The organism is Nocardia sp. NPDC051321, assembly GCF_044455225.1.
In the GTDB taxonomy this organism is placed as follows: domain Bacteria; phylum Actinomycetota; class Actinomycetes; order Mycobacteriales; family Mycobacteriaceae; genus Nocardia.
Map to the genome: position 1 here is coordinate 175537 of NZ_JBITEM010000002.1, position 23119 is coordinate 198655.

Sequence of the window (23119 nt, forward strand, 5' to 3'; positions counted from 1 at the left end):
CTCGTCGGGAGTCCCTCCGGACGAGGCGAATTCGGCGTCGGCCGTGACGTCGGCACTCATCAGAAAGGTTCGAACACCATGAAACCAGTGGTTGTCTACGTCCACGGTGCATTCATCTCCGACAGCACGTGGTGGTGGAGTTTCGTCGCGGAGAAGCTTCGCGAACACGGGATCGAAAGCCGTGCAGTCGATTTGCCGAGCTGCGGTCCTGCGGGCCCACTCGGCACGCTCTCCGACGATGTCGATGCGGTCCGCAAGGTCATCGCGGACGTCGCGACGCCGGTGATCCTCGTCGGGCATTCCTATGGCGGGGCGGTCATCTCGGCTGCCGCGGTCGATCAGCCCAGCGTGAACCATCTCGTCTACATCAGTGCGGTTGTGCCCGAGGGCACTTCGGTCGTGGACTGCGGGTTCATTCCCGAGGATCAGGTTCCGGAGCTCGACATCCGGGAGGACGGCACGGTCAGCGAAGGTCCGCAGCACTTCAAGAGCCGCGTGCTCGAGAGTCTGCCGACCCCGGAGATGACCGAGGAGGCGGTGAGCAGGCTGACCCGCCAGTCGGTCGCGTCCTTCACCGAGATCGCGAGCGGCGAGGCCTGGCGCACCGTTGCCTCCAGCTACATCATCACGCAGTTCGACGCGGACGTGCCGGTCTCGGCGCAGCGCGCGCACGCCGCCCGTACCGGCAAAGTGCACGAGGTGCCGACCAATCACTTCGCCCACCTCGAGCGCCCGGACCTGGTGGCGGAGATCCTGCTCGGCATCGCCGCTGCGGATACGAAAGCCACTGCGGCCGACGCAACTTCGGCCTGAGCATGGCAACAAGGTAGAGCTGCGGACAGACGCGGTGCTGTCGGCGGTGACGTGAGAAACGGGGAAAGCATGGTTTCGACAAGACTCGAGCATCGGATCCTCGATAGGTTCGGCACGGCGGATCGAGGAGTCGCCGAGCTGCGGAAGCTGGTCGATCATCGGCAGACCGTTCCCCGTGAACTGACGCACCGCCGATCAGTATCGGAAGTGTTCGTGTGCGACCGCACTCGCATCGCTCCCGAGCTGTTCGTGATCGCGGTGCAGCTGCCGCGCGCGCATTCGCTCTGGGCGGACGGGCATTACGAATATCACGACACCTTGCTGGCCGCCGAAGCCGTCCGCCAAGCCGCGATCATGTCCGGGCACGATTTCTTCGAGATCGCACCCGAAACGATCATGGTGGCAAGGTCTTTCGATATGGCGGTGCTGAATCCCGATGCGTTCCACGATGATCGGCGAAACCCGCTGGAAGGGGTTCTGCTGTTCGCGTTGACGCCGCTGAACGGGGCCGAGGGGCCGAGTGGGCTGACCTTCGAGACTGTGCTGCTGATCGGTGACGCACCGGCCATGACCATGTCTGGCTCGCTGATGTTCGCGGCAGAGTCCGACTTCGCCCTGGTCCGGGCCATGTCGCGAGCTCAGCTCGGCAACCGTGCCGAGCATGCGGTCACGGTGGGTGAGGTTCCCGCACCCGAGCTGGTCGGGCGAGACTCGGCGCGGCATGTGGCGATCCGAGCTGTCGCCGAACCCGCTGGGATCGACCGCATTTCGGTGCTGGTCGACCTGGATAACGCGGCGTTCTTCGATCACCCGCTGGATCATGTTCCGGGGCAGCTGATTACGGAGGCGGTACGCCAAGCCGCTACCTGGAACCTATCGCGTACCCGGGGTGCGGATAGGGCGGGCGGTGTGCCGATGGTGACCCGCGGCCGCGCGGCGTTCGACGGGTTCGCCGAGCTCGACGTGCCCGCCGAGCTGGAACTGATCGTCAAGGCGCTCGATGCCGCGGATACCTATCAGGTCGATGCCACGGTGGTGCAGTCGAGCAAGCAAATCGGCACTGTCGCAATGGAAGTGGAGTTCAGGTCGGATGCCGGCCGAATCGCGAACGGAGAACGGTCATGAATGAGCGTATCGATGTGCTGATCGTCGGGGCCGGGCCAACCGGGCTGACGCTCGCCTGTGAGCTGATCTCCCAGGGGATTTCGTTTCGAATAATCGACAAGTCGACGAGCTCGACGAAGGCCTCCCGCGCGATCGGCATTTCCGCCCGTGCGCTGGAGGTGCTGCACCACTTCGGTGCCGCGGAGCCGTTGGTGCAGCGCGGTGTCCGGTGCGGGCATGCCTACTTTCAATCCGGCGCGCGGCGAACCGCGAAGATCTCGGCGGCGACCGTGCGGCACTGTCGCTTTCCGTTCATGTTGTCGGTCCCGCAATCGGCGACCGAGGAGGTGCTCGAGCACCGGTTGACCGAGCTCGGTGGCACTGTCGAGCGCGGTGTCGAGCTGGTAGGGCTCAACGTTCGCACCGACAGCGTCATCGCGACGGTGGCCACCGCGGACGGTGCGGCCGAGGAGTCGGTGACGGCAGGCTGGGTTGTCGGCGCCGACGGATCGCACAGCGCTGTGCGGAAATTTTCCGGGATTCCGTTCGAAACTCAGGAGGCACCCGAGACGTTCATGATCGTCGATGTATTCGGCGAACGCTCGTCGACCGATGCCGGTCACTATTACTTCCATCCCGATGGCATGGCTCTCATAGCGCCGCTTCCGGACGGCTCGTTCCGGTTGGCGGCGACGGTGCATGGCGCGCAGGGGCGCACCGCGACCCTGGAATATGTGCAGGAACTGTTCGATCGTCGAACCGGCTCGGGGATTCGGGTGCGGGAGCTACGCGATGCCGGTTGGGGCGTCGCCACGGTCAAGGTGCGTACCGGGATAGCTTCGCGGTACCGGTCGGGCCGGTGCCTGATCGCCGGCGATGCCGCGCACAGCTACGGCCCGCTCGGCGGGCAGGGTATGAATGGCGGCATTCAGGACGCTTTCAATCTGGCCTGGAAACTCGCCTTGGTCTGCCGAGGCGTGGCGGGCGAGTCCCTGCTGGACAGCTACGAGAAGGAACGATTGCACGGGGCGTCGCTCGCGATGCAGGCCGCCACCTCCCAGACGAAGTTGGCCACCATCCGGCCGCGTGTCTTGCGGCAACTCCGTGATGCGTTGCTGGGTCTCGGCACCGTCACCGGCCTGTTGGACCGGCTGCTCGTCCCGACATTGACGCAGCTCTCGATCGGTTATCCGGTCGAGGCGTTGCCGGGCTCCGACAAGGCCACGTCCGCACAGACCGGGCGCCGCGTGCCCGATGTAGCGATCGCCGGTGGCTCGGCGACCGTTCGGGTTCACGATCTACTGAAGCCCGGCCGGTTCACGGCACTTGTCCTCGGGGCGCGGCAGCCGGACGTTCCCGAGATCGAGCGCATCGCAAAGCATTTCGAAGCTCGGCACAAGGGTTTGGTGTCTCCCGTCGTACTCGGTCGGGAAACAATCGCGCTGTCGCTCGCGGGCATCGAGCAGCAGGTGGACGCCGGCGGCGTCGTGCACGACGTGCTGGCTGCCGACCGGCCAACCGTCCTGCTGGTTCGCCCGGACGGACGACTCGCGGGTCGGCGAAGCCTGGCCGAGGCTCAGGAATTCGATAGCGTTCTAGATCAGGTTCTCGGTTCGACGGCGCCTCTGGCCGCCGCGACTCGGTGAGGGGGGATCTTGAGCAGAACATTTCGGTTCGGCGTGCAGGCGAGTGGGGCGTATACCGCAGGAGCGTGGCGGGACAAGGCCCGCGAGGTCGAGGCGCTCGGCTACTCGAGCCTGTTGATACCGGATCACCTTGACACCCAATGGGGTCCGCTGGTTGCGATGACGGTGGCGGCCGAGGCGACCGAGCGCTTGACGGTCGGCACCCTGGTGCTCGCGAACGACTACCGGAATCCCGTTGTTCTCGCCAAGGAGATCGCGACCCTGGACGTCGTGTCCGGCGGCCGGGTCGAATTCGGTATCGGTGCGGGGTGGCGCGAAATGGACTACCGCGCTGCCGGAGTGACGTTCGATCCCGCGGCCGAGCGAATCGATCGACTGGGCGAGAGCTTGGCCATTATGAAGGATATCTGGGCCACCGCCGCGGTGCGGCGCACCGGCGCGCACTACGCGGTGAGCACGAATTACGGTCATCCCCAACCGATTTCGGCACCCTACCCGCCGATCCTGATAGGTGGTGGTGGGAAGCGGATGCTGAGTCTCGCCGCACGGGAGGCCGATATTGTTGGTGTCAATCCCAAGATGTCCTCGGGCCGAATGGATTCCGGTGCGGGCCGCGCCGCGGTCGACGACGCGTTCGACGAGCGAATCGGCTGGATCCGGGATGCGGCCGGAGATCGGTGGGGCGACATCGAGCTGCAATGCCTGGTGGTGACCTGCCGGATTACCGCCGACCGCGAAGCGTCCGTGCGGACCTATGCGAAGGCCATCGGGATGACCGAGGACGAGTTCGGTGCCACGCCGATGGCGCTGGTGGGAAGCGTTGACGAGATCTGTGACCAACTGATCAAGCATCGCGAACGCTGGGGATTCACCTACTGGGTGGTCTCCGACGGCGCGGCGCGAGCGTTCGCCCCCGTCGTAGCCCGACTGACCGGAAGCTAGGTCGACTTCGATGAGTAACGGCGGGAATCAGAGACCGGCGGTCTGGTGCGATTTCGCGGGCGTGCTCACCGCCCCCATCGCCGACACTTTCACTACCTTCTGCGCCAACATTCGGGTGCGTCCTGAGCAGCTGATGGCATCGATGCTTGCGGTGGCCCGCGAGTTCGGTACCGACGACATCATGCTGCCCTTGGATACTCCGTTGCTCAGCGGTATCCAGTGGGTGCGCAAGATGGAGTCATTGCTGGCGCGTGATTTCGCAACGATCGTCGACCTGTCGCGGTTCGCCGAGCTCTGGTTCGCCGAGCGTCCGCCGAACGCGGCCATGATCGACTTCGTGCGGACGCTGCGCGCCGAGGGCGTATTCGTCGGCATGGTGTCGAACATGCCGCCGGACTTCGATCCGTACTGGCGCGCGATCGTTGGGCCCGAGCTGTTCGACGAGGTCGTTCTCTCCTTCGAAGTCGGGTGCCGCAAACCTGATCGCGATATCTACGAACTCTGTGCTGCGAAAGCATCGGTGCCCGCCCCTTCGTGCGTGCTGATCGATGACCTTTCGGTCAATTGCCGCGGCGCCGTCGAGTTCGGCTGGCAGGCTATCGAGTTCAAGGACACCGACGACGCGATTGCGCGTGTCAGAGAGGCGGTTGGTCTGTGAACTGGGTTGACGTGGTGTTGGATCGCTTACGCTCCTTTGTGGAGCGCCATGCGTGGTCCACGGTTGCGGTCTGGGGGTTGTTGATAGCGCTGGCGGCCGCTGGGGCCGCGAATCAGAACGCGCACTTGACAAGTGGCGGCTTCGAAGCGCCTGGAAGTCAGTCTCAGCGTGTCGACGAACGGATAGCGTCGGACTTTCCCGCGGCGGCGTCGGCGACGCTCGCGGTGGTTCTGCGGTCGGCCCCAGCGCAAGTGTCGGTGCTGGGACAGGCACAAGCCGAGGCGGTCTCGCGTATCGGCGACCTGTCCGGCGTCTCGATCGTCCCTTCGGCCCCGGCGGCGGGACAGCAGCATCCGGATATCCGCGTCATCCCGCTGATCGTCACCGGCGGCCAGGATTCGTCGATCGATATCGCGAAGGAAATCGCGAAGCGATTGGGTATCAAGCACCACAAACCCGCGCAGTTGGCCGACGGTCAGGTTCAGGCCTATCTGACCGGACAGGGCGCGCTGTACGCGGAAGTGCAATCCGAGACGACCGACGCCGTCACCAAGGGGGAACTGTTCGCTTTCCCGCTGATCGCGCTGACGCTGTTGCTGGTCTTCGGATCGCTGCTGAGCATGGCGCTTCCGGTCGGGGTTGCCATGGCGGCTGTTGTCGTCACCGGTGGGATCACCTACTTGCTCGCCCAAGTGATCAGCATGTCGATTTTCGTATCGAACGCGGTGTCGATGGTGGGTATCGGGGTGGCCGTCGACTACACGCTGTTTGTGCTCGTCCGCTTTCGTTCGGAGGTCAGGGGCGGCGCAACGATCGAGCAGGCCCGTCGAACCGCGATGCTGACTTCGGGACGTGCGGCGGTGCTGTCCGGGTGCACGGTCGCGCTCGCCCTGGCCAGTCTGTTCATCATCGACTCGACTGCGTTGCGATCCATCGCGATCGGCACCATCACGGTCGTTGCGGTGGCCATGACCGCAACGGTCACGCTGGTGCCCGCCATCGTGGCACTGCTCGGCGCGCGATTCGCGGCAATCAAACCGCGCCGCAATCTGATTCGAGCCCGGCGGGATCCCGCCCGCGCCGGCGATTTCTGGATGCGCTGGTCGGACACCGTGATGCGCCGTCCGGTGCTGTTCGTACTCGCCGCTTCCGCGCTGTTGCTGGCACTCGCACTGCCCGCCACCAGGCTCGAGATGAGCAACAGCGTGCTGCGTCAGCTGCCGGACACCAATCAAGCGCGAGAAGGTACCGAACTCGCGGGATCGGTGCTCGGTCCCGGCACGGGTAGCCCGGTTCAAGTGCTGGTGACCGCTGCGGGCGACGCGGATTCGCTGCCTGCCGACAGTCCATCGGTAGCGCAAGCCCAGCGGATCATCCAAGCGATCGACAACGTCGATGGTGGCGTGTCGACGACCACCGGCACGAGCGGGAAGAGCGTACTGATCCAGGCCGTGCTCACGTCGGATCCCGAATCATCCTCGGCGCGAGACACGGTCACCGAGTTACGGGGCGCGCTCGGCGACATCGCCGGGGTAACCGCCCTCGTCGGCGGGACCACCGCCACCATCATGGACTTCGACAATCTGGTGTCGCAGGCGATGTGGTTGATCGTCGCGTTCATTGTGATCGCTGGATTCGCGCTGCTCATGGTGATTTTGCGCTCGCCGGTCCTGGCGGCCAAGGCGATCGCCATGAACCTGTTGTCGCTGGCCGCCGCCTACGGCGTGCTGGTGATGGTGTTCGAATGGGGATGGCTGTCCTGGCTCGGAATCCAGGCCGCGCCGACGGTAGACACGATTACGCCGCCGCTGATTCTGGCCATCACTTTCGGTCTGTCCATGGACTACGAGATCTTCCTGTTGTCGAGGATCCGTGAAGGGTGGGAGGCCACCGGGGACAACGCGAGGGCCGTCGCCGAGGGGCTCGCCGCCTCGGCGCGCTCGATCTCGAGTGCGGCCCTGCTGATGGTGCTTGTCTTCATCGCGTTCGTCCTCACGGGATTCCCGTCTGCCCAGCGCCTGGGACTGGGGTGCGCGGTTGCCGTCGCGGTCGACGCGACGGTGGTGCGTCTGGTGCTCGTTCCGGCGGCCATGCGGCTGTTCGGGCGCTGGAACTGGTGGTTCCCCGGCCAGCGCGCGCCAGCCCGCGTAGAAGTCGAGATATGAAGGAGCCCAAGATGAATCGCACTTCGCTCGCCGCCAGGCTGGCAACCGCCGAACCGTCGCAGCGATTTGATGCGGTGCTCGCCGAGGTGTGCGCCATCGCGGCCGAGATGCTCGACGGCGATACCACCGTCGAGGTGGACCGCCCCTTCCACGATTACGGCTACACGTCGCTGGCGGCGGTCGAATTCACCCGACGCCTCTCGGCCGCAGCGGGTTTCGAGATCCCCGCCGTGCTCCTCTTCGAGCATCCGACGCCTACGGCTGTGGCCTGGTACCTGTATTCGCACTTCGATTCCGGCGCCGCCGGAGACGGTTCCGGCGACCCGGCGACGCCGCCGCGGCGTCGGATCGAGGAGGTTGCCACCGCCTCGACCGATGAGCCCATCGCCATCATCGGTATGGCGTGCCGGTACCCCGGCGGGGTTGCCGCGCCCGAAGACCTGTGGCGGCTGGTGGAATCCGGCACCGATGCGATCACCGGGTTCCCGGCCGACCGAGGCTGGGATCTGGAAGCGCTGTATCACCCCGACGCGGACCATTCCGGAACCACCTACGTGCGATCCGGCGGCTTCCTGGACCGTATCGGCGAATTCGATCCGGAGTTCTTCCAGATCAGCCCTCGTGAAGCGCTCGCGATGGACCCCCAGCAGCGGCTGCTGTTGGAGGGAGCGTGGGAAGCCTTCGAACACGCCGGAATTCCGATGTCGTCCCGCACCGGAAGCCGGACCGGGACATTTCTTGGCCTCTGCGGATCCGACTACGCATGGGTCGCGCAATCGTCGAGAGCGGAAGTCGAAGGGTATTGGGGGACGGGCACGGCGGGTAGCGTCGCGTCCGGCCGCCTTGCGTACACCTTCGGGTTCGAGGGCCCCGCGATAACGGTCGACACCGCATGTTCCTCGTCGCTGGTCGCGCTCCATCTGGCGGCCGCATCGCTCAGGTCGGGTGAATGCTCGCTGGCGCTCGCCGGCGGCGTTACGGTGATGACGACGCCGAACATGTGGCTGGAATTCACCAAGCACCGGGCGCTGTCGCCGGACGGGAGATGTCGATCGTTCGCCGCCGATGCGAACGGGACGGCCTGGTCGGAAGGCATGGGACTGGTTCTGCTCGAGCGGCTGAGTGACGCGCGGCGCAACGGCAGGCGAATCCTCGGCGTGGTTCGCGGATCGGCCGTCAATCAGGACGGACGCAGCAATGGCTTGACTGCCCCGCGCGGCGGAGCGCAGGAAGCTGTCATCCGGCAGGCGCTGGCCAACGCGGGATTGACGGGTGCCGACATCGATGTTGTCGAAGCCCACGGCACGGGCACACCGCTCGGCGATCCGATCGAGGCGCGCGCGCTGCTCGCCACCTACGGCCGCCAACGCCCGAGTGATCGTCCGCTGCTGCTCGGGTCCCTGAAGTCCAATATCGGGCACACCCAGGCGGCGGCGGGCGTCGGTGGCATCATCAAGATGCTCCTCGCGATGCGCCACCGCATGCTGCCGCGCAGTCTCTACGCCGCCGAACCGACCCCGGATGTCGATTGGTCGAGCGGCGGTGTGGCGCTGCTGCACGACGCGGTCGAGTGGGCGCCCGGAGCGCAACCGCGTCGAGCCGCGGTCTCCGCGTTCGGCGTTGGCGGTACCAATGCCCATCTGATTCTGGAGGAGCCGCCGGCCACGCCCGAGCAGCCGGCAGGGGCAGCCGGTCCGGTCGCCTGGGTGCTGAGTGCGAAAACACCGGCCGCGCTGTCCGAGCGACGTCGGCTGTTGGCCGAATTCCTCAGTGACCGAGCGGAATTGGACCCGCTCCAGATCGCGAGTGCGCTCGCGGCCCAGGAGCAGCAGCTCGAATATCGCACCGTTGTGGTCGGCACCGGTCGAGGCGAACTGCTCGCCGGACTGAGCCCGCTGGTAACCCCGTTCCGCACCGACGAGTCCAGCCGGGACTCCCGCACCCCGCGCGGAAAGGTCGCGTTCGTATTCCCTGGTCAGGGTTCGCAGTGGCGCGGAATGGCGGTGGAGCTATTGGATTCGTCGCCCGCCTTCGCGCAGACGTTCCATGATTGTGCGATCGCGTTGGCGCCGCACTTGGACCGCGCGCCCTCGGATTTCGAGGCGATTGTTCGCGACGGCGACGACGCGTCCTTCGAACAGGTCGATGTCGTGCAGCCGGTGCTGTTCGCCGTTCTCGTATCTCTCGCGACGCTGTGGCGTTCCCATGGGGTAGAGCCCGATGTCGTCGTCGGGCACTCACAGGGCGAGATCGCGGCGGCCTACATCGCCGGTGGCCTGTCTCTCGACGACGCCGCGGCGGTGGTGGCCTTGCGTGCCAAGGCAATCGCCGAGCTGGCCCGCGGTGGCGGCATGATATCGGTCGCCGAGTCGGCCGACGCCGCGGCCGAGCGGATCGAGCGGCACGCCGGGGTGTCCCTCGCCGCTGTCAACAGTCCGACTTCGGTGGTGATCTCCGGCGAACGCTCGGCGTTGACCGCGATCCTCGACGAATGCGAGCGGGAAGGGCTGCGAGCCAGGCGGATTCCGGTGGACTATGCGTCACACTCCGCCCATGTCGAGCCGCTCAAGACCGAACTGGTACGAGCTCTATCGGGCATCTCGCCACATAGCGGCCAGGCGGCCTTCTATTCGAGTGTCACCGGAAACCTGCTGGACACAGCTGATTTGGACGCGCGGTACTGGTACCGGAACCTGCGCCGGACAGTTCGGTTCGAGTCGGCCGTCTCTCGTCTGATCGATATCGGTGTGCGCACCTTTATCGAGATCAGCCCGCATCCTGTGCTGGTTTCGGCGATCGAGGAGACCATCGAGCAAGCGCCGAGTCACGGGGGACGGATTCAGGTCACCGCAACGGTCACCAAGCACGATGGGGGACTGACCGCATTTCTCGGATCGGTCGCGAAGCTCTACACCGATGGCGTGCCGGTCGACTGGCAACGCGCCTATCCGCGAAGATCGGATCTGGCCATCGACTTGCCGACCTATCCGTTCGCCCGTGATCGATACTGGATCCGGCCCGGCCAGGTCGCGGTGCCGTCGGAACTCGGGCTGAGTTCGGTGCCGCACCCGCTGTTGGCCGGTGCCTTGAAATTGGCGGCCGAGCCGGATTGTCATGTGTGGACCGGAACGTGGTCACTGGCGGAGTACCCGTGGATCGCGGACCATCGGGTGTGCGGTGCCGCTCTCGTGCCGGGCACCGCCTTTGTCGAACTGGCCGCCTATGTCACTGCCGCGGTCGGTGGCAACGAGGTCGAAGAGCTCCACCTGGAAGCCCCGTTACCACTGCCGGACTCGGGCTCCGTCCGGATTCAAGTGTGGGTGGGAGCACCCGACTCGAGCGGCAAACGAGCGCTGGCCATCCATTCCACCGAAAGTGGCGCCGCGGCTGCGAGCGGACCGAGCTGGCAGCGACACGCGACAGGCATCATCGCCGACACCGTGCTCGAGACGAACCCAGGGCCTGCGGCGGCTTGGCCGCCTGCGCAGGCGACGCCGATCGACATCCGCACGATGTACGGCGACCTCGCGCGCGAGGGGCTCGGCTACGGGCCGGCGTTTCAGAATGTGCGCAAGGCTTGGTCTGCCCAGGGCGATACCGGCGAATTGCTGTTCGCCGAAGTCGAGTTGCCCGGTGAACTGCTCGGCGGCTCGTATGCCGCGGCGCATCCCGCGCTGCTGGACTCCGCGTTTCACGTCGCCCTGGAGCACGGCGCGGCGGATCGAAATCCGGAAGAGGTATGGATCCCCTTCTCTTGGCGCAATATTCGAGCGCTGCGGCCGTCGGAAGCACGCGGCTCGCTACGTGCCAGCATCTGCCGGACCGGTGACCGTCAGGTTTCGCTGACCGCGACCGACGAGAACGGGGTACCGGTGCTATCGGTGGGGGAGGTGGCGCTGCGACCTATTCCTGCCACCGTGTTGTCGGCGGTGGTAGCTGCGCCCGCCGAGACCTTTCATAGCCTGCGTTGGATTCCGGTGACTCGCCCGATCGAGCCGTCCACCGGCCGCCGCTGGGTCGTCATCGATCCGACCGGTGAATTCGAGTGCGCTGGCATCGATGTCGATCGCTGGGACGGCATCGGCCCGTTGCTCGACGCCATGGACCGGGGTGCCGTCGCACCGCAGCTGGTTCTCGTCCAGCTCGATGGGCCTCGGGATCGATCCGCCGACGTGGTCGAAGCGGGCCTGCTCGCCGGGCTGCGCCTCGTGCAGCGCTGGCTCGCTGACGATCGACTGAGCGATGCTCGATTGGTCCTGCTGACCACGGGGGCTACCGGGTCGAGCGCGCAGGCATCGCTCACCGCGGCGGCGCTGTGGGGGCTGGTCGGCAGTGCGCAATCCGAGCACCCGGGGCGGTTCACCCTGCTAGACCTCGACAATCCGGCGAGCACACATCTGCTGCCCGCGATCGTGGAACTGCCCGAGCCCCGGATCCGAGTGCGCGGCGGATCGGTCGAGGTGGCGAGGCTGTTCGCCGAGCAACGACGCTCGACCGAAAGCGTTCAGCCCGACGCCGACACGACGATTCTCATCACGGGCGGAACCAGCGGAATCGGCGCCGCGATCGCGCGCCATCTTGTCGATCGCGGCGCCCGCCACCTCGTCCTGGTGAGCAGGCGAGGGGAGCGCGCGACGGGCGCCGAATCCCTTGCCGCCGAACTGCGTTCCGCCGGGGCGGTAGTCACGATGGCGGCCTGCGATGTCGCTGACAAGAACGCGATGAGCGAGATCATCGATGCCATCCCCGCGGCGCACCCCTTGGCCGGGCTGATCCACTCGGCGGGCGTGCTCGACGACGGCCTGATCGCGACACTGACCGAGGATCAACTGACCAGGGTATTGCGGCCGAAGATTGCCGGAACCCTGATCCTGCACGAGTTGACCGAACATCTCGACCTGAGGTTCTTCGTGCTGATGTCATCGCTCGCCGGTGTCATCGGTGCTGCCGGACAGGCAAACTACGCCGCGGCGAACTCCTGCATGGACGCCATGGCCCGGCTACGCCGTAGCCAGGGACTAGCGGCCACCTCGATTGCCTGGGGTCTATGGGAGGACGCCTCAGCGATGACCGAGCATCTTGCCGGCGGCGGCGTCGCGCGGCTTGCCGACCGCGGCCTGGCCCCCATGCGCACGCCGGAGGCGCTACGAATGTTCGATGTCGCGGTCGGACAGCCGGACGCATCGATCATCGCGGCAGCCATCGATACGCAGGCGCTGCTGGCGGACCGTGCGTCGGGTGGGTTGGCGCCGATGTTCGATACCTTGCTGCCGGATCGGGGCGAGGAGCGTATCGACCGGGTGGCAAACCCGCTCGAAAACCTTGCGGACCAACCGGATTCGGAATGGGATGCCGCGGTGACCAGGTTCGTCCGGGCCGAGATCGCCGCAGTGCTTCGCTTCGGCGATGGTCCATCGCTCCCCGTCGACCGGTCGTTCCAGGATCTCGGACTCGACTCGCTCGGAGCGCTGCAACTGCGCAACCGAATCAACGCGAGCGTCGGGCTGACTTTGCCGGTATCGGTGGTTTTCGATCACCCGACGGTCTCTCGCCTCGCACAGCACGTGACCGAACAGCTACGGCAGCGAGATCGGGCGAATCGAGATGGCGTCGTGGCCGGGGCGCTGGCAGACCTACGACGCCACGTACAGGCGTTGGATGTCGACGCCAGATCGTCGGCGCTGGCCGGCCTGACGGATCTGGTCCGTGAGCTGAGTGCCGCCACGTCCTCGGGCGAACCGCCGTCGTCGATCGAATCAGCCTCGGTCAGTGAGCTTTTCGACATGATCGACAATGACATGGGGGTGGCTTGAGTAATGGGGGATGAGACAGCGGGGGCGCCTGCGGCGGAGCAGACCCTCCAGTACCTGCGGCGGGTGACAGCCGAGCTCGATCGGACCAGACGGCAGTTGCGGGAGGTCACCGAGCGGGCTGTCGAACCCATCGCGATCGTCGGCATGGCCTGCCGCTACCCGGGCGGGGTGACCTCGCCCGAAGAACTGTGGCGACTCGTCGTATCGGAGACGGACGCGATCTCGGACTTCCCGGCCGACCGCGGCTGGCAGCTTGACGAGCTCTACGATCCGGATCCGGATGCGCCGGGTAAGACATATACGCGCCACGGTGGATTCCTCGGCGACGCACCGGGATTCGACGCCGAATTCTTCGGCATCGGTCCTCGGGAAGCCGCGGCAATGGACCCGCAGCAAAGAATGCTGCTGGAATCGGCGTGGGAAGCGATCGAGCACGCTGGCATCGTTCCTGGCGCACTTCGGGATGGACGCACCGGTGTCTTCGTCGGCCTTATGCACCAGGAGTATTTCCTCGGCGCGCGCGCTGACGCCGACCGGTTCGGCGGCCTGTGGGGCGTGGGAAACGCGGGCAGCGTTGCCTCGGGACGAATCGCGTACCACCTCGGTCTCACCGGGCCCGCACTGACGGTTGACACCGCATGCTCGTCGTCGCTGGTTGCTGTGCATCTTGCCGTCCAATCGCTGCGCCGGGGCGAGTGCACCAGTGCCCTTGCCGCCGGGGTGACGGTGATGTCGAGCCCCAGCGTGTTCGTCGAGTTCAGCAGGCAAGGCGGTTGCTCGGAATCGGGACGATGCCGATCTTTTGCCGCCGCGGCGGACGGAACGGGATGGGCGGAGGGCGTCGGCACGATCGTTCTCATGCGCCTGGCCGACGCCGAGCGGCACGGGCATCAGGTGCTCGCGGTCATTCGGGGCACGGCCGTCAACCAAGACGGTGCGAGTTACGGGCTCACCGCACCAAATGGTGTTGCGCAGCAACGGGTCATCGCCGACGCGCTGGCCGATGCCCGACTCGGGGCCGCCGATATCGATGTCGTAGAGGCGCACGGTACCGGGACCGTGCTCGGCGACCCGATCGAAGCACAGGCGCTGCTCGACGTTTTCGGACCGGGACGGTCACCGGAACGGCCACTGTACGTGGGGTCGGTGAAGTCCAACATCGGGCACACCCAGGCGGCGGCAGGCATCGCGGGGCTCATCAAGATGGTCATGGCGCTGCGCCACGACACGATGCCGAGAAGCCTCCACATCGATAGGCCCACACCGAAGGTCGACTGGACGTCCGGTCCCGTAGCCCTGCTCGAGCAGACCCGGCCATGGCCACGCACGTCCGAGCGGCCGAGGCGGTTCGGGGTGTCGGCGTTCGGGATCAGCGGAACGAACTGCCACCTCATCGTCGAGGATGCCGGCGCGGCAGCACCGTTGCTGGAAACTGCTGGTTCTTTCGAAAAATACTTCAGCTGGATCTTTTCGGCAAAGACCATTCCGTCTCTGCGCGACCAGCTGACGCGTCTGCATACCCAACTCACCGACGATTCACCGTCGACCCCGGCCGAGCTCGCGCGGGCGCTTGCGACGACACGGACGCACTTCGACCAGCGGGTGGCTGTCATCGGCTCCGACCGGCAGCGCATGGCGGACTCGATCCTCGCTCTCACCGGGGAATTGGACTCCGCGGCAGTGCGGGCCGCACGCGAGGGCCGCATCGCGTTCATGTTCACCGGCCAGGGCGCCCAATACGCCGGCATGGGGACGGCACTCGATGACCCCGCTTTTCGCGCATACACCGAAACGCTCGAGCAGGTCTGCGCGGCCTTCGACCCGTACCTGGGCACCGCGCTGATTTCCGCGCTGTCGGACTCCGATGCGCTGGCATCGGCCAGCGTGGTGCAGCCCGCGCTGTTCGCGATGGAGGTCGCGCTGTTCCGGCTGTTCGAAAGCTGGGGGGTACGACCGGATTACCTGATCGGCCATTCCCTCGGTGAGTTCGTCGCGGCATACCTGGCGGGCGTTTTCACACTCGATGATGCTTGCCGGGTCGTAGCCGCGCGTGGTCGCCTGATGCAGTCGCTGAGCACCGATGGCGCGATGTTTTCGATCCAGGCCTCGGAGGCGGAAGTCCGCGCGTCCCTTGCCGACGATGCTTCTCGGATCGCTATCGCCGCGGTGAACGGCCCGCGTTCCATCGTGGTGTCCGGCGAAGCCGAGTCCGTGGCCGCGTGCGCTGATCTTTGGGCTGCGCGCGGTAGGCGAACCCGAAGTCTGCAGGTTTCCCACGCATTCCATTCGCACTATGTGGATGCCATCCTCGAGGACTTCGCGGCGGTCGTCGAGAGCGTGCGGCTCGAACCGCCTGCGACACCGATCGTTTCCGGGATGACCGGTCGGCCGATCACCGCTGCCGAAGCGAAGGACCCCGGATACTGGGTGCGGCATCTGCGGGCAACGGTTCGCTTCCATGACGGGATTCGCTGGCTCGCGGGCGCGGGCGTCACGCATTACTTGGAGTTGGGGCCCGCCGCCGTACTCACCTCGCTCGTCGACGAGTGCCTCATCGGGACCGGTGCCGAGGCAAGAACTGTCGCCGCTCTCGATCGCAAGGTGCCGGCCGCCCAACAGGTCGTCGCGGCCGCGGCAACGCTGCACAGCAATGGTGTGCCCGTCGACTGGGACGCGTACTACGCGAACTCCCCAGCGGGCCACTGTTCGCTGCCGGTCTATGCCTTTCAGCATGCACGGTTCTGGGTTCCTGAAATCCCTTCCGGCGTACGCACATCCGGTATCACCGGCAGCGACAACACGGCGATTCCGATTCAGCCTGCGGCGGTGAGCGCGCCACAGCGATGGCGAATCCCGACCGGGGATCCGGCGCCCACCTTGCTCGAACTCGTCCGGGTGGAGTTCGCGAGGGTGCTCGGTGTGGACGATGCCGCGTCGATCGACCCGGACCGCAGCCTGCTCGAGCTCGGCATCGAGTCGATGAACGCGGTTCGCCTGCACAAGCGATTCGCCGCCCTGACCGGGGCCGAGCTGTCGCCGCAATTCCTCATCGATAATCCCACCGCAACCACGGTGTCGCAGGCGCTGCTCCCGTTGGTGCAGCGATCGGCCGCGGACCTGCCTGCGCAGTCGGCCGTGGCCGAACCCGTTGTCGCTCCTAGCATCGTGCCCGCGGGGATGGACAGCGCAATGGGGACTCTGACGAAGCTGCTGTCCGCCGCGGTGGCCGGGGGCACCACAGCCGACATGATCGGTGTCCTCACCGCGGCATCCAGATTGCGTGCACCGCAACCGGCGCACGCGCAGCGCCCCGACGGGGCGGTGCTGCTGGCAGACGGTCCTGGCGACACCGAAATCATTTGTGTCCCCTCATTTCTGGCGGGGTCTGGGCCGCATCAATTCATCCGCTTCGCCAGTGCCATATCCGCTCTCGGCCGGGTCCGTGGATTGACGCTGCCTGGTTTCGGCACCGCGGATCCGCGTCCCGAGTCCTGGCACGGGGCGATCGCCGCGGCGGCATCGGCGATCGCCGCGGTAACCGGTCAAGCCGATCGGGTGGTCCTGGTCGGGCATTCGATGGGCGGTCTGCTTGCCAACGACATCGCGATCGAGCTCGAATCTCGGGGCTATCCGGTGGTGGGTGTGGTCATGCTGGACACCATCGAGCCAAACCAGGAACTCCTCGACGACACCTTTGCCTGGGCGATGGGGCATATCGTGCGACGAGACCCCGACGGTGCGGTGCTCGACGACAACAACCTGCTTTCGATGGGAACCTATCTCGACCTGTTCTCGCAGTGGAAAGCTCCTGATAGAAAAGAACTTTCGGCCGCGTCCGTGCTACTGGCCGCGGCGCGCACCGTCGAATCCGATCCGGCGTACACCTGGCGTCATTGGGATTTCGCGGACGAGGCGATCAGGGCGGATGCCGATCACTTCTCCATTCTGGAGGCCGACGCCCGTGCGACGGCCGATTCGGTACTCGATTGGTTTGCCCGGCAGAGCAATCGGCGCAACTAGCAATAAGGGAGGACAGGTATGGAGCAACAGCTCGGCAATGTCATCGGAGAATTCCTCGGGGAGACCCGTGCGTGACGTAGGAATCGTGGGATTCGGAAGTTATGTCCCGGCGCGAAGACTCGGCGTCGAGTTCTTCGGTGACGCGTCCGCGGACCAGTCGGCCGCCCCGGCGCTGACCCGCCCGCCGCGCTTTCGGCACCATGTCGCGCCGGACGAGCGAGCGGCCGAAATGATCGAGCGTGCGGCGCGCACCATGTTCGACCGGCTGGCGCTCTCGCCCGAAGGCAACGTCGACATCCTGCTGACCAATGTGCTCCTGCCGGACGCGCTGTTCACCGGATCGGGTGCCGAGGTAGCGCATCGACTCGGGTGTGATCCCAAGATCATTCTCGACCTGCACAACACCGGCTGTGCCTCGTTTCCCTACCTGCTGAAGCTGGCAAAGCTGCTGATCGACAGCGGGGAAGGCGATACGGCACTGATCGCCAACGTGCAGAATTCGGCAGGCCAGATCTTCGCGCAGGACCAAGTTCGAGGGCGCGGGCACGCGTCGACGCCCGGTGACGGGTGCGGGGTTGCCTATCTGACGGCAGGCGGGCCGTCCCCCATCCTGGGTGTCTTCACCAAGAACAGTCCGGAGTATGCCCGCGACGTTCGGCCGGTGCGCCAGGACGGCAGAAAGTACTGGGAGCCCGGCGACAGCGAAGTCGATGTCGAGTTCGACAAGGAGCTCGGGGCCGACATCATTGCTCGCGGCAATCGCCTTGTGCCCGAAGTAGTTTCAGGCGTGTGCGCGACGGCTGGGATAGCACGCGACGATATCGACATCCTCGTTACCAACCAGCCGAACCGGATCTTCCTGAAGAACTGGTCGGCGGATCTCGGACTCAAGTCCCACCAGCACATCGACACGTTCGATCTGTTCGGAAACCTGTACGGGGCAGCGGCCCCGATAACCATGGATCACGCCATCCGGGATGGCTCGATCGATCACGGCGATCTCGTGGTGATCGCCGGATTCGCCCATGCGGGCGACTTCGCGGCCGCCGGTCTCGTGCACTGGCACGGCGCGTCCCAGCACTGAGAGATGGATAAGAATGAGTCATTTCCGAAGCAATGTCAGAGATCTCGAGTTCAACCTCTTCGAGTCGTTGAGCCTTGGCGGACTGCTGGATTCGGGCGCCTTCGGCGACCTGGATTCCGAAACCGTTCGCACGATGCTCGACGAGGTTCGCCGGCTTGCTGAAGGGCCCCTCGGGGCTTCGCACATCGACGCCGACCGGAACCCGCCGGTCTTCGATCCGGCAACCTTCAGCGTGCGGCTCCCGGAAAGCTTCAAGCAGAGCTTCGGCGCCCTGCAGAACGCGGGCTGGGCCGGTGTGGGGAACTTGAAAGAGCTCGGCGGTCTCGGTGCCCCCGCGGTGGTGAATTGGTCGATCGCCGAAATGATCCTCGGCGCCGCGCCCGCCGCCTATATCTACGCCACCGGGTCGGCGTTCCTGAATGCCCTGCACAAAAGCCTCACCGACGAGCAGAAGCGATGGTCGGTACTGATGTCGGCCCAGAACTGGGGCGGGACAATGGCATTGACCGAGGCGGACGCCGGTTCCGATGTCGGGGCAGGCCGGACGAAGGCGATCGAGCAGCAGGACGGCTCCTGGCATATCGAGGGCACCAAGCGTTTCATCACCAACGGTGACTCCGATGATCTGTTTCCCAACATCGTCCACCTGGTACTGGCCCGCCCGGAGGGCGCCGTAGCGGGAACGAAGGGCCTGTCCCTGTTCCTCGTGCCCAAGTTCGACTTCGACCACGACACGGGTGCGCTGGGCGAGCGCAACGGTGTCTTCGCGACCAACCTCGAGCACAAGATGGGCTTGAAGGTCTCGGCCACCTGCGAGGTCACCTTCGGCGGCAACGGCATTCCGGCCAAGGGCTGGCTGGTCGGGGAGACCCACAACGGCATCGCGCAGATGTTCGAAGTCATTCGATCAGCACGAATGATGGTGGGCGTCAAGGCAACCGCGACGCTCTCGTCGGCCTATCTGCATGCTCTCGGCTACGCGAAGACCCGCGTCCAGGGCGCCGACCTCAGTCAGATGGCGGACAAATCCGCACCGCGAGTAGCGATCACGCACCATCCGGATGTACGCCGTTCGCTCATCTTGCAGAAGGCGTACGCCGAGGGCTTGCGTGCCGTATACATGTACACCGCAGCACATGGCGATCCGGTTGTGGCCGAGCATGTTTCAGGTGCCGATGCGACATTGGCCGCCGGCGTCAACGACCTGCTGCTGCCGATCGTCAAGGGTGTCGGCTCCGAGCGGGCCTACCAGTACCTGACCGAGTCGCTGCAGACCTTCGGTGGCTCCGGCTACTTGCAGGACTACCCGATCGAGCAGTACATCCGCGACGCCAAGATCGATTCGCTGTACGAGGGCACCACCGCCATCCAGGCGCAGGACTTCTTCTTCCGCAAGATCATTCGCGACCGCGGCGTCGCGCTGGCACACGTGGCGGGCCAGGTGCAGAAGTTCATCGAGACGGAGGGCGGCAACGGCCGCCTGAAGGCCGAGCGCAAACTGCTCGCCACCGCCCTCGAAGATGTGCAGGGCATGGTGGCTACCCTGACCGGGCACCTGATGGGCGCCGAGCAGGACCCGAAGGAGCTCTACAAGATCGGCCTCGGCAGCGTTCGCTTCCTGATGTCCGTCGGCGACCTGCTCATCGGCTGGCAGCTGCTGCGGCAGGCCGAGATCGCCATCAAGGCCCTGGACGGTGCAGGCCTGAGCGACCTGCGAGCAGGCACCGGCGGCGGCTCCACCGAGGCGTTCTACACCGGCAAGATCGCAACCGCGCAGTACTTCGCGCGCAATATCCTGCCCGAGCTGACCACGACCCGCGCCGTGCTGGCGAACCTCGACAACGACATCATGGAGCTCGACGAGGCCGCGTTCTAGCGCTTGATTTAACAGACTCGTCTGCAATCGAATTGCGGCACCGGGGGAGTGGTCGCGGGTGTACGACAATCGATGTGAAAGAGGGGGTGCGTGATGAACGAGCTTTCACGTCAGAATTCTTCGGCGAGGGTCGCCCATCCGGATCGAAGGCCGGTATCGGTCAGCGCGGTGTCGTGGCAGCCGAGGACGTCGCTGAAGTGCGAAGAGTGGTTACGGCACGGCGAACAGCTCGGCACCATCGGTCGCGCTGCCGCCTGGTGGATCGGGGACTGGGTCAACTACGGCAATGCGAAGTTCGGTGAGAAGTACTCGCGCGCAGCGCGAATCACCGGCTACGACGTGCAGAGCCTGATGAATATGGCCTACGTGGCCTCGCGATTCCCACCGGAACGACGTAGGGGCAAGCTCTCCTGGAGTCACCACGCCGAGGCGGCGGCTCTCGACACCGAGGATCAGGACCGGTGGCTTCGGCACGCCGAGGCGTTACGACTTTCGGTGCGCGGCTTTCGTGAAGTGCTGCGCACCGAACGCCGTAGGTCGAAAGCGGGGCGGGACGGCGAGCAGGGCAGGCCGCAAGAAGATGACGGCGAGGTCGGTGGACAACCGGCGGCCGTGTGCCCGAGCTGTGGCTTCGACTTGCATCAGAGCCAGTTGGCACGCTGAGGAGAACGCCGATCTCAGCCCGAACGGCAGCGGACGTCCGCTCGAAGTGCGGGTCGTGCGCTGCCGTTCGGGCCGTTCGGCTATCCGGTCGTCGAGCGCACCGGCTCGGCCGACTCGGTACCCGAATGGTGCAGGCGGGTTCGTTCGAAGATGTTTCGCAAGAACAGCGGTGCCCACCAAGCCGCCTTGCCGCAGAGTCGCATCGTGGCAGGCAGCAAAGCCCCGCGGACCAGGGTGGCGTCCATCAGCACCGCCAACGGCAACCCGATACCGAACGCCTTCGACAGCGAGATTCCGGAAACCGTGAAGGCCAGGAAGACCACGGAGATGACCAGGGCGGCCGCGGTGACGATCCGGCCCGTTCGCTCCAGACCGACCGCGACGGCAACGGTGCCGTCACCGGACTTGTCGTATTCCTCGCGGATTCGCGCGAGCAGGAAGACCTGGTAGTCCATCGCCAGACCGAAGGAAAGCCCGAAGAGCATCGCCGGTATCGAGGCCGACAGTGCGCCGGTCGCGGTGAAGTCGCCGAGCAGCCAGGACAGGTGCCCGTCCTGGAATATCCACACCAGCGCGCCGAAGGTCGCGGTCAGGCTCAGCACGCTGAGTACCAGCGAAAGGAACGGCACCAGCACGCTGCCGGTCACCAGGAACAACAGCACGACCATGAAGATCGCCACCGAACCGAGGGCGTACGGCAGCCGGTCGATGATCGCCCGGGTCGCGTCGTAGTTGACCGCCGCGATGCCGGTCACCATGGTCGGGAACGGTGCCTGCGTCTGCCGCACCGATTTGACCAGCGCGTCGGAATCGCTCAGGCCCGATGGTGTCGGCAGCACGGAAAAATAGGCCGCCGTCCCGTTGGTGAACCTGGCGCTCTGCGGACCGGCCGCGGCCTTCTGGGTTCCCGATGCGAAGGAGCCGGTGGCCGTATCGACCTGCGCGACCGCGGGCAACGCCGAGAGCCGCGTCGCGTATTCGGTGAGCGCTGCCGGATCGGCGTTCGCCTCGGGCGCGACGATCAACAGGCTGTTCTGACCGCTGGTGTCGAAGTCGCTGCGGAGGGTGTCGGCGACCTGTCGGGCCATGGTCGAGGTCGGCAGGATCCGCTCGTCCGGCATGCCGAGTTTCATGCCGAGTGCCGGTGCGCCGAGCAGCAGCAGAAATGCCGTCACCAGGATGGCGACCGGGATCGGCCGCCGCATGACCGCCGAAGCCAGCCGGTGCCAGAAGCCTTCGGTGACATCGGTTTCGGCCGCCGCCGGGCGGTGCTTAAGCACCCGCCACTTCTCGATCCGGGGGCCGAGGGCGACGAGCAAGGCGGGTAGCACGGTGACCGACGTTGCGCCGGCGGTCAACCCGGTGATCACGCCGACGTAGCCCATCGACCGGATCGCATCGAGGGGGAACCAGATCAGTCCGGTCAACGCGATGGCCACGGTGATCGCGGAGAAGATCACCGTGCGACCCGCGGAGTTCATCGTGATCCGGATCGCGGCGGGAACGTCGCGCCCAGCGCGCAATTCCTCCCGGTACCGGTTGACGAACAGCAGGCTGTAGTCGATCGCCAAACCGAGCCCGAGCAAGGTGACCACGCTGATGGCCAGCGTGGAGAGGGTCGAGACGTACAGCAGCGCCCACATGATCCCCATGCAGATCAGCATGGCCACGATCGCCACCGCCAGTGGCGTCAATGCCGCGACCACGCTGCCGAAGATGAGCACGAGCAAGACCAAGGTGATGGGAAAGGCCAGCGACTCACCTTTCGTCGCGTCCTTCTGCCCCTGCACGTTCATCTCGTGCTGGAAGACGGCATTGCCGCCGACCGTGACCTGCAGGCTGCCGAACTCTTTCTGATAGTCCTTTTGAATTCCGGTGATGCGCTTCTCGACGGCGGTTTCGTCGCCCGCGATGGTCCCGAGGACGAGCGCCTGCCTGCCGTCTCGACTGCGCAGTTGTGGCGCTTGGCCGCTGGTCCAGTACGAGCTGACACCCTCGACTCCCGGCTCGGCGGCCAGTTTCTCGGCCAATGCCCGCCCGTCCCTGGCGGTTTCGGTCGAGTCGATGCTGTCCGGGCTCTGCACCAGCAACGTCAGGTTCGACGCATGGCTGCCGAACTCCGATTGCAGGAGCTCGGCACCGCGCGCCGAGTCCGAGTCCGCCACTGCGAATCCGCCCGCCGACAGCTTGGGATAGAGGGCGGAACCCGCTGCGCCACCGGCGAATACGAGCAGCACCGCGAGGATCAGGCAGATGCGCGATCGGCGCACGATCAGCGCTGAAAGACGCTCCAACATGACTTTCCTCCCGTCATAGGGTTTAGGTACTGATAGGA

Annotated in this window: 12 protein-coding genes; 11 read left to right on the forward strand and 1 reads right to left on the reverse strand. The window is 65.8% G+C overall.

Translation table 11 applies throughout. The features are described from left to right. Positions 1–78 precede the first annotated feature (78 nt). The 11 genes from ACIA8C_RS04905 to ACIA8C_RS04955 all read left to right on the forward strand — a co-directional run bounded on the left by ACIA8C_RS04905 (position 79) and on the right by ACIA8C_RS04955 (position 20784). Positions 79–813 (forward strand): alpha/beta fold hydrolase, encoded by a 735-nt coding sequence (locus ACIA8C_RS04905; protein ID WP_397130933.1) that lies wholly within the window; start codon positions 79–81, stop codon positions 811–813. 69 nt (positions 814–882) lie between these two features. Beyond that, entirely contained in the window at positions 883–1938 is a 1056-nt protein-coding gene (locus tag ACIA8C_RS04910) for an AfsA-related hotdog domain-containing protein (RefSeq protein ID WP_397130935.1), read from the forward strand. Next, positions 1935–3563 (forward strand): FAD-dependent monooxygenase, encoded by a 1629-nt coding sequence (locus tag ACIA8C_RS04915; protein WP_397130937.1) that lies wholly within the window; start codon positions 1935–1937, stop codon positions 3561–3563. Before ACIA8C_RS04910 ends, ACIA8C_RS04915 begins: the two co-directional genes overlap by 4 nt. A 9-nt stretch (positions 3564–3572) precedes the next feature. Continuing rightward, complete coding sequence (locus tag ACIA8C_RS04920) at positions 3573–4505, forward strand: TIGR03621 family F420-dependent LLM class oxidoreductase (protein WP_397130939.1); 933 nt, start codon at positions 3573–3575, stop codon at positions 4503–4505. A gap of 10 nt (positions 4506–4515) precedes the next feature. Further along, entirely contained in the window at positions 4516–5163 is a 648-nt protein-coding gene (locus ACIA8C_RS04925) for an HAD-IA family hydrolase (protein ID WP_397130941.1), read from the forward strand. 38 nt (positions 5164–5201) lie between these two features. Further along, entirely contained in the window at positions 5202–7328 is a 2127-nt protein-coding gene (locus ACIA8C_RS04930) for an MMPL family transporter (protein WP_397131812.1), read from the forward strand. Between the two features lie 11 nt (positions 7329–7339). Beyond that, positions 7340–13141 carry an SDR family NAD(P)-dependent oxidoreductase gene (locus ACIA8C_RS04935; RefSeq protein WP_397130943.1) on the forward strand — a complete coding sequence of 1934 codons (5802 nt, stop codon included), beginning with the start codon at positions 7340–7342 and terminating at the stop codon, positions 13139–13141. A gap of 3 nt (positions 13142–13144) precedes the next feature. Further along, positions 13145–17161, forward strand: coding sequence for a type I polyketide synthase (locus tag ACIA8C_RS04940; RefSeq protein WP_397130945.1), 4017 nt, complete (start codon positions 13145–13147; stop codon positions 17159–17161). Positions 17162–17228: 67 nt separating this feature from the next. Continuing rightward, on the forward strand, positions 17229–18245 hold the full coding sequence (locus ACIA8C_RS04945; RefSeq protein ID WP_397130947.1) for a 3-oxoacyl-ACP synthase III family protein: 1017 nt from the start codon (positions 17229–17231) through the stop codon (positions 18243–18245). Between the two features lie 13 nt (positions 18246–18258). After that, on the forward strand, positions 18259–20121 hold the full coding sequence (locus ACIA8C_RS04950) for an acyl-CoA dehydrogenase (protein WP_397130949.1): 1863 nt from the start codon (positions 18259–18261) through the stop codon (positions 20119–20121). Positions 20122–20214: 93 nt separating this feature from the next. Next, positions 20215–20784, forward strand: a complete 570-nt coding sequence (locus ACIA8C_RS04955; RefSeq protein WP_397130951.1) for a hypothetical protein — start codon at positions 20215–20217, stop codon at positions 20782–20784. An 80-nt stretch (positions 20785–20864) separates the two neighbouring features. Here ACIA8C_RS04955 and ACIA8C_RS04960 read toward each other — a convergent pair whose 3' ends face one another. Further along, positions 20865–23081, reverse strand: coding sequence for an MMPL family transporter (locus tag ACIA8C_RS04960; protein WP_397130953.1), 2217 nt, complete (start codon positions 23079–23081; stop codon positions 20865–20867). Between the last annotated feature and the right edge of the window lie 38 nt (positions 23082–23119).

Bases quoted from the DNA above. Each gene is read 5' to 3' on its own strand.
- ACIA8C_RS04960 (WP_397130953.1), bottom strand. From the start codon at position 23,081: ATGTTGGAGCGTCTTTCAGCGCTGATCGTGCGCCGATCGCGCATCTGC.
- ACIA8C_RS04950 (WP_397130949.1), top strand. From the start codon at position 18,259: ATGAGTCATTTCCGAAGCAATGTCAGAGATCTCGAGTTCAACCTCTTC.
- ACIA8C_RS04905 (WP_397130933.1), top strand. From the start codon at position 79: ATGAAACCAGTGGTTGTCTACGTCCACGGTGCATTCATCTCCGACAGC.
- ACIA8C_RS04935 (WP_397130943.1), top strand. From the start codon at position 7,340: ATGAATCGCACTTCGCTCGCCGCCAGGCTGGCAACCGCCGAACCGTCG.
- ACIA8C_RS04925 (WP_397130941.1), top strand. From the start codon at position 4,516: ATGAGTAACGGCGGGAATCAGAGACCGGCGGTCTGGTGCGATTTCGCG.
- ACIA8C_RS04940 (WP_397130945.1), top strand. From the start codon at position 13,145: ATGGGGGATGAGACAGCGGGGGCGCCTGCGGCGGAGCAGACCCTCCAG.
- ACIA8C_RS04955 (WP_397130951.1), top strand. From the start codon at position 20,215: ATGAACGAGCTTTCACGTCAGAATTCTTCGGCGAGGGTCGCCCATCCG.
- ACIA8C_RS04910 (WP_397130935.1), top strand. From the start codon at position 883: ATGGTTTCGACAAGACTCGAGCATCGGATCCTCGATAGGTTCGGCACG.
- ACIA8C_RS04915 (WP_397130937.1), top strand. From the start codon at position 1,935: ATGAATGAGCGTATCGATGTGCTGATCGTCGGGGCCGGGCCAACCGGG.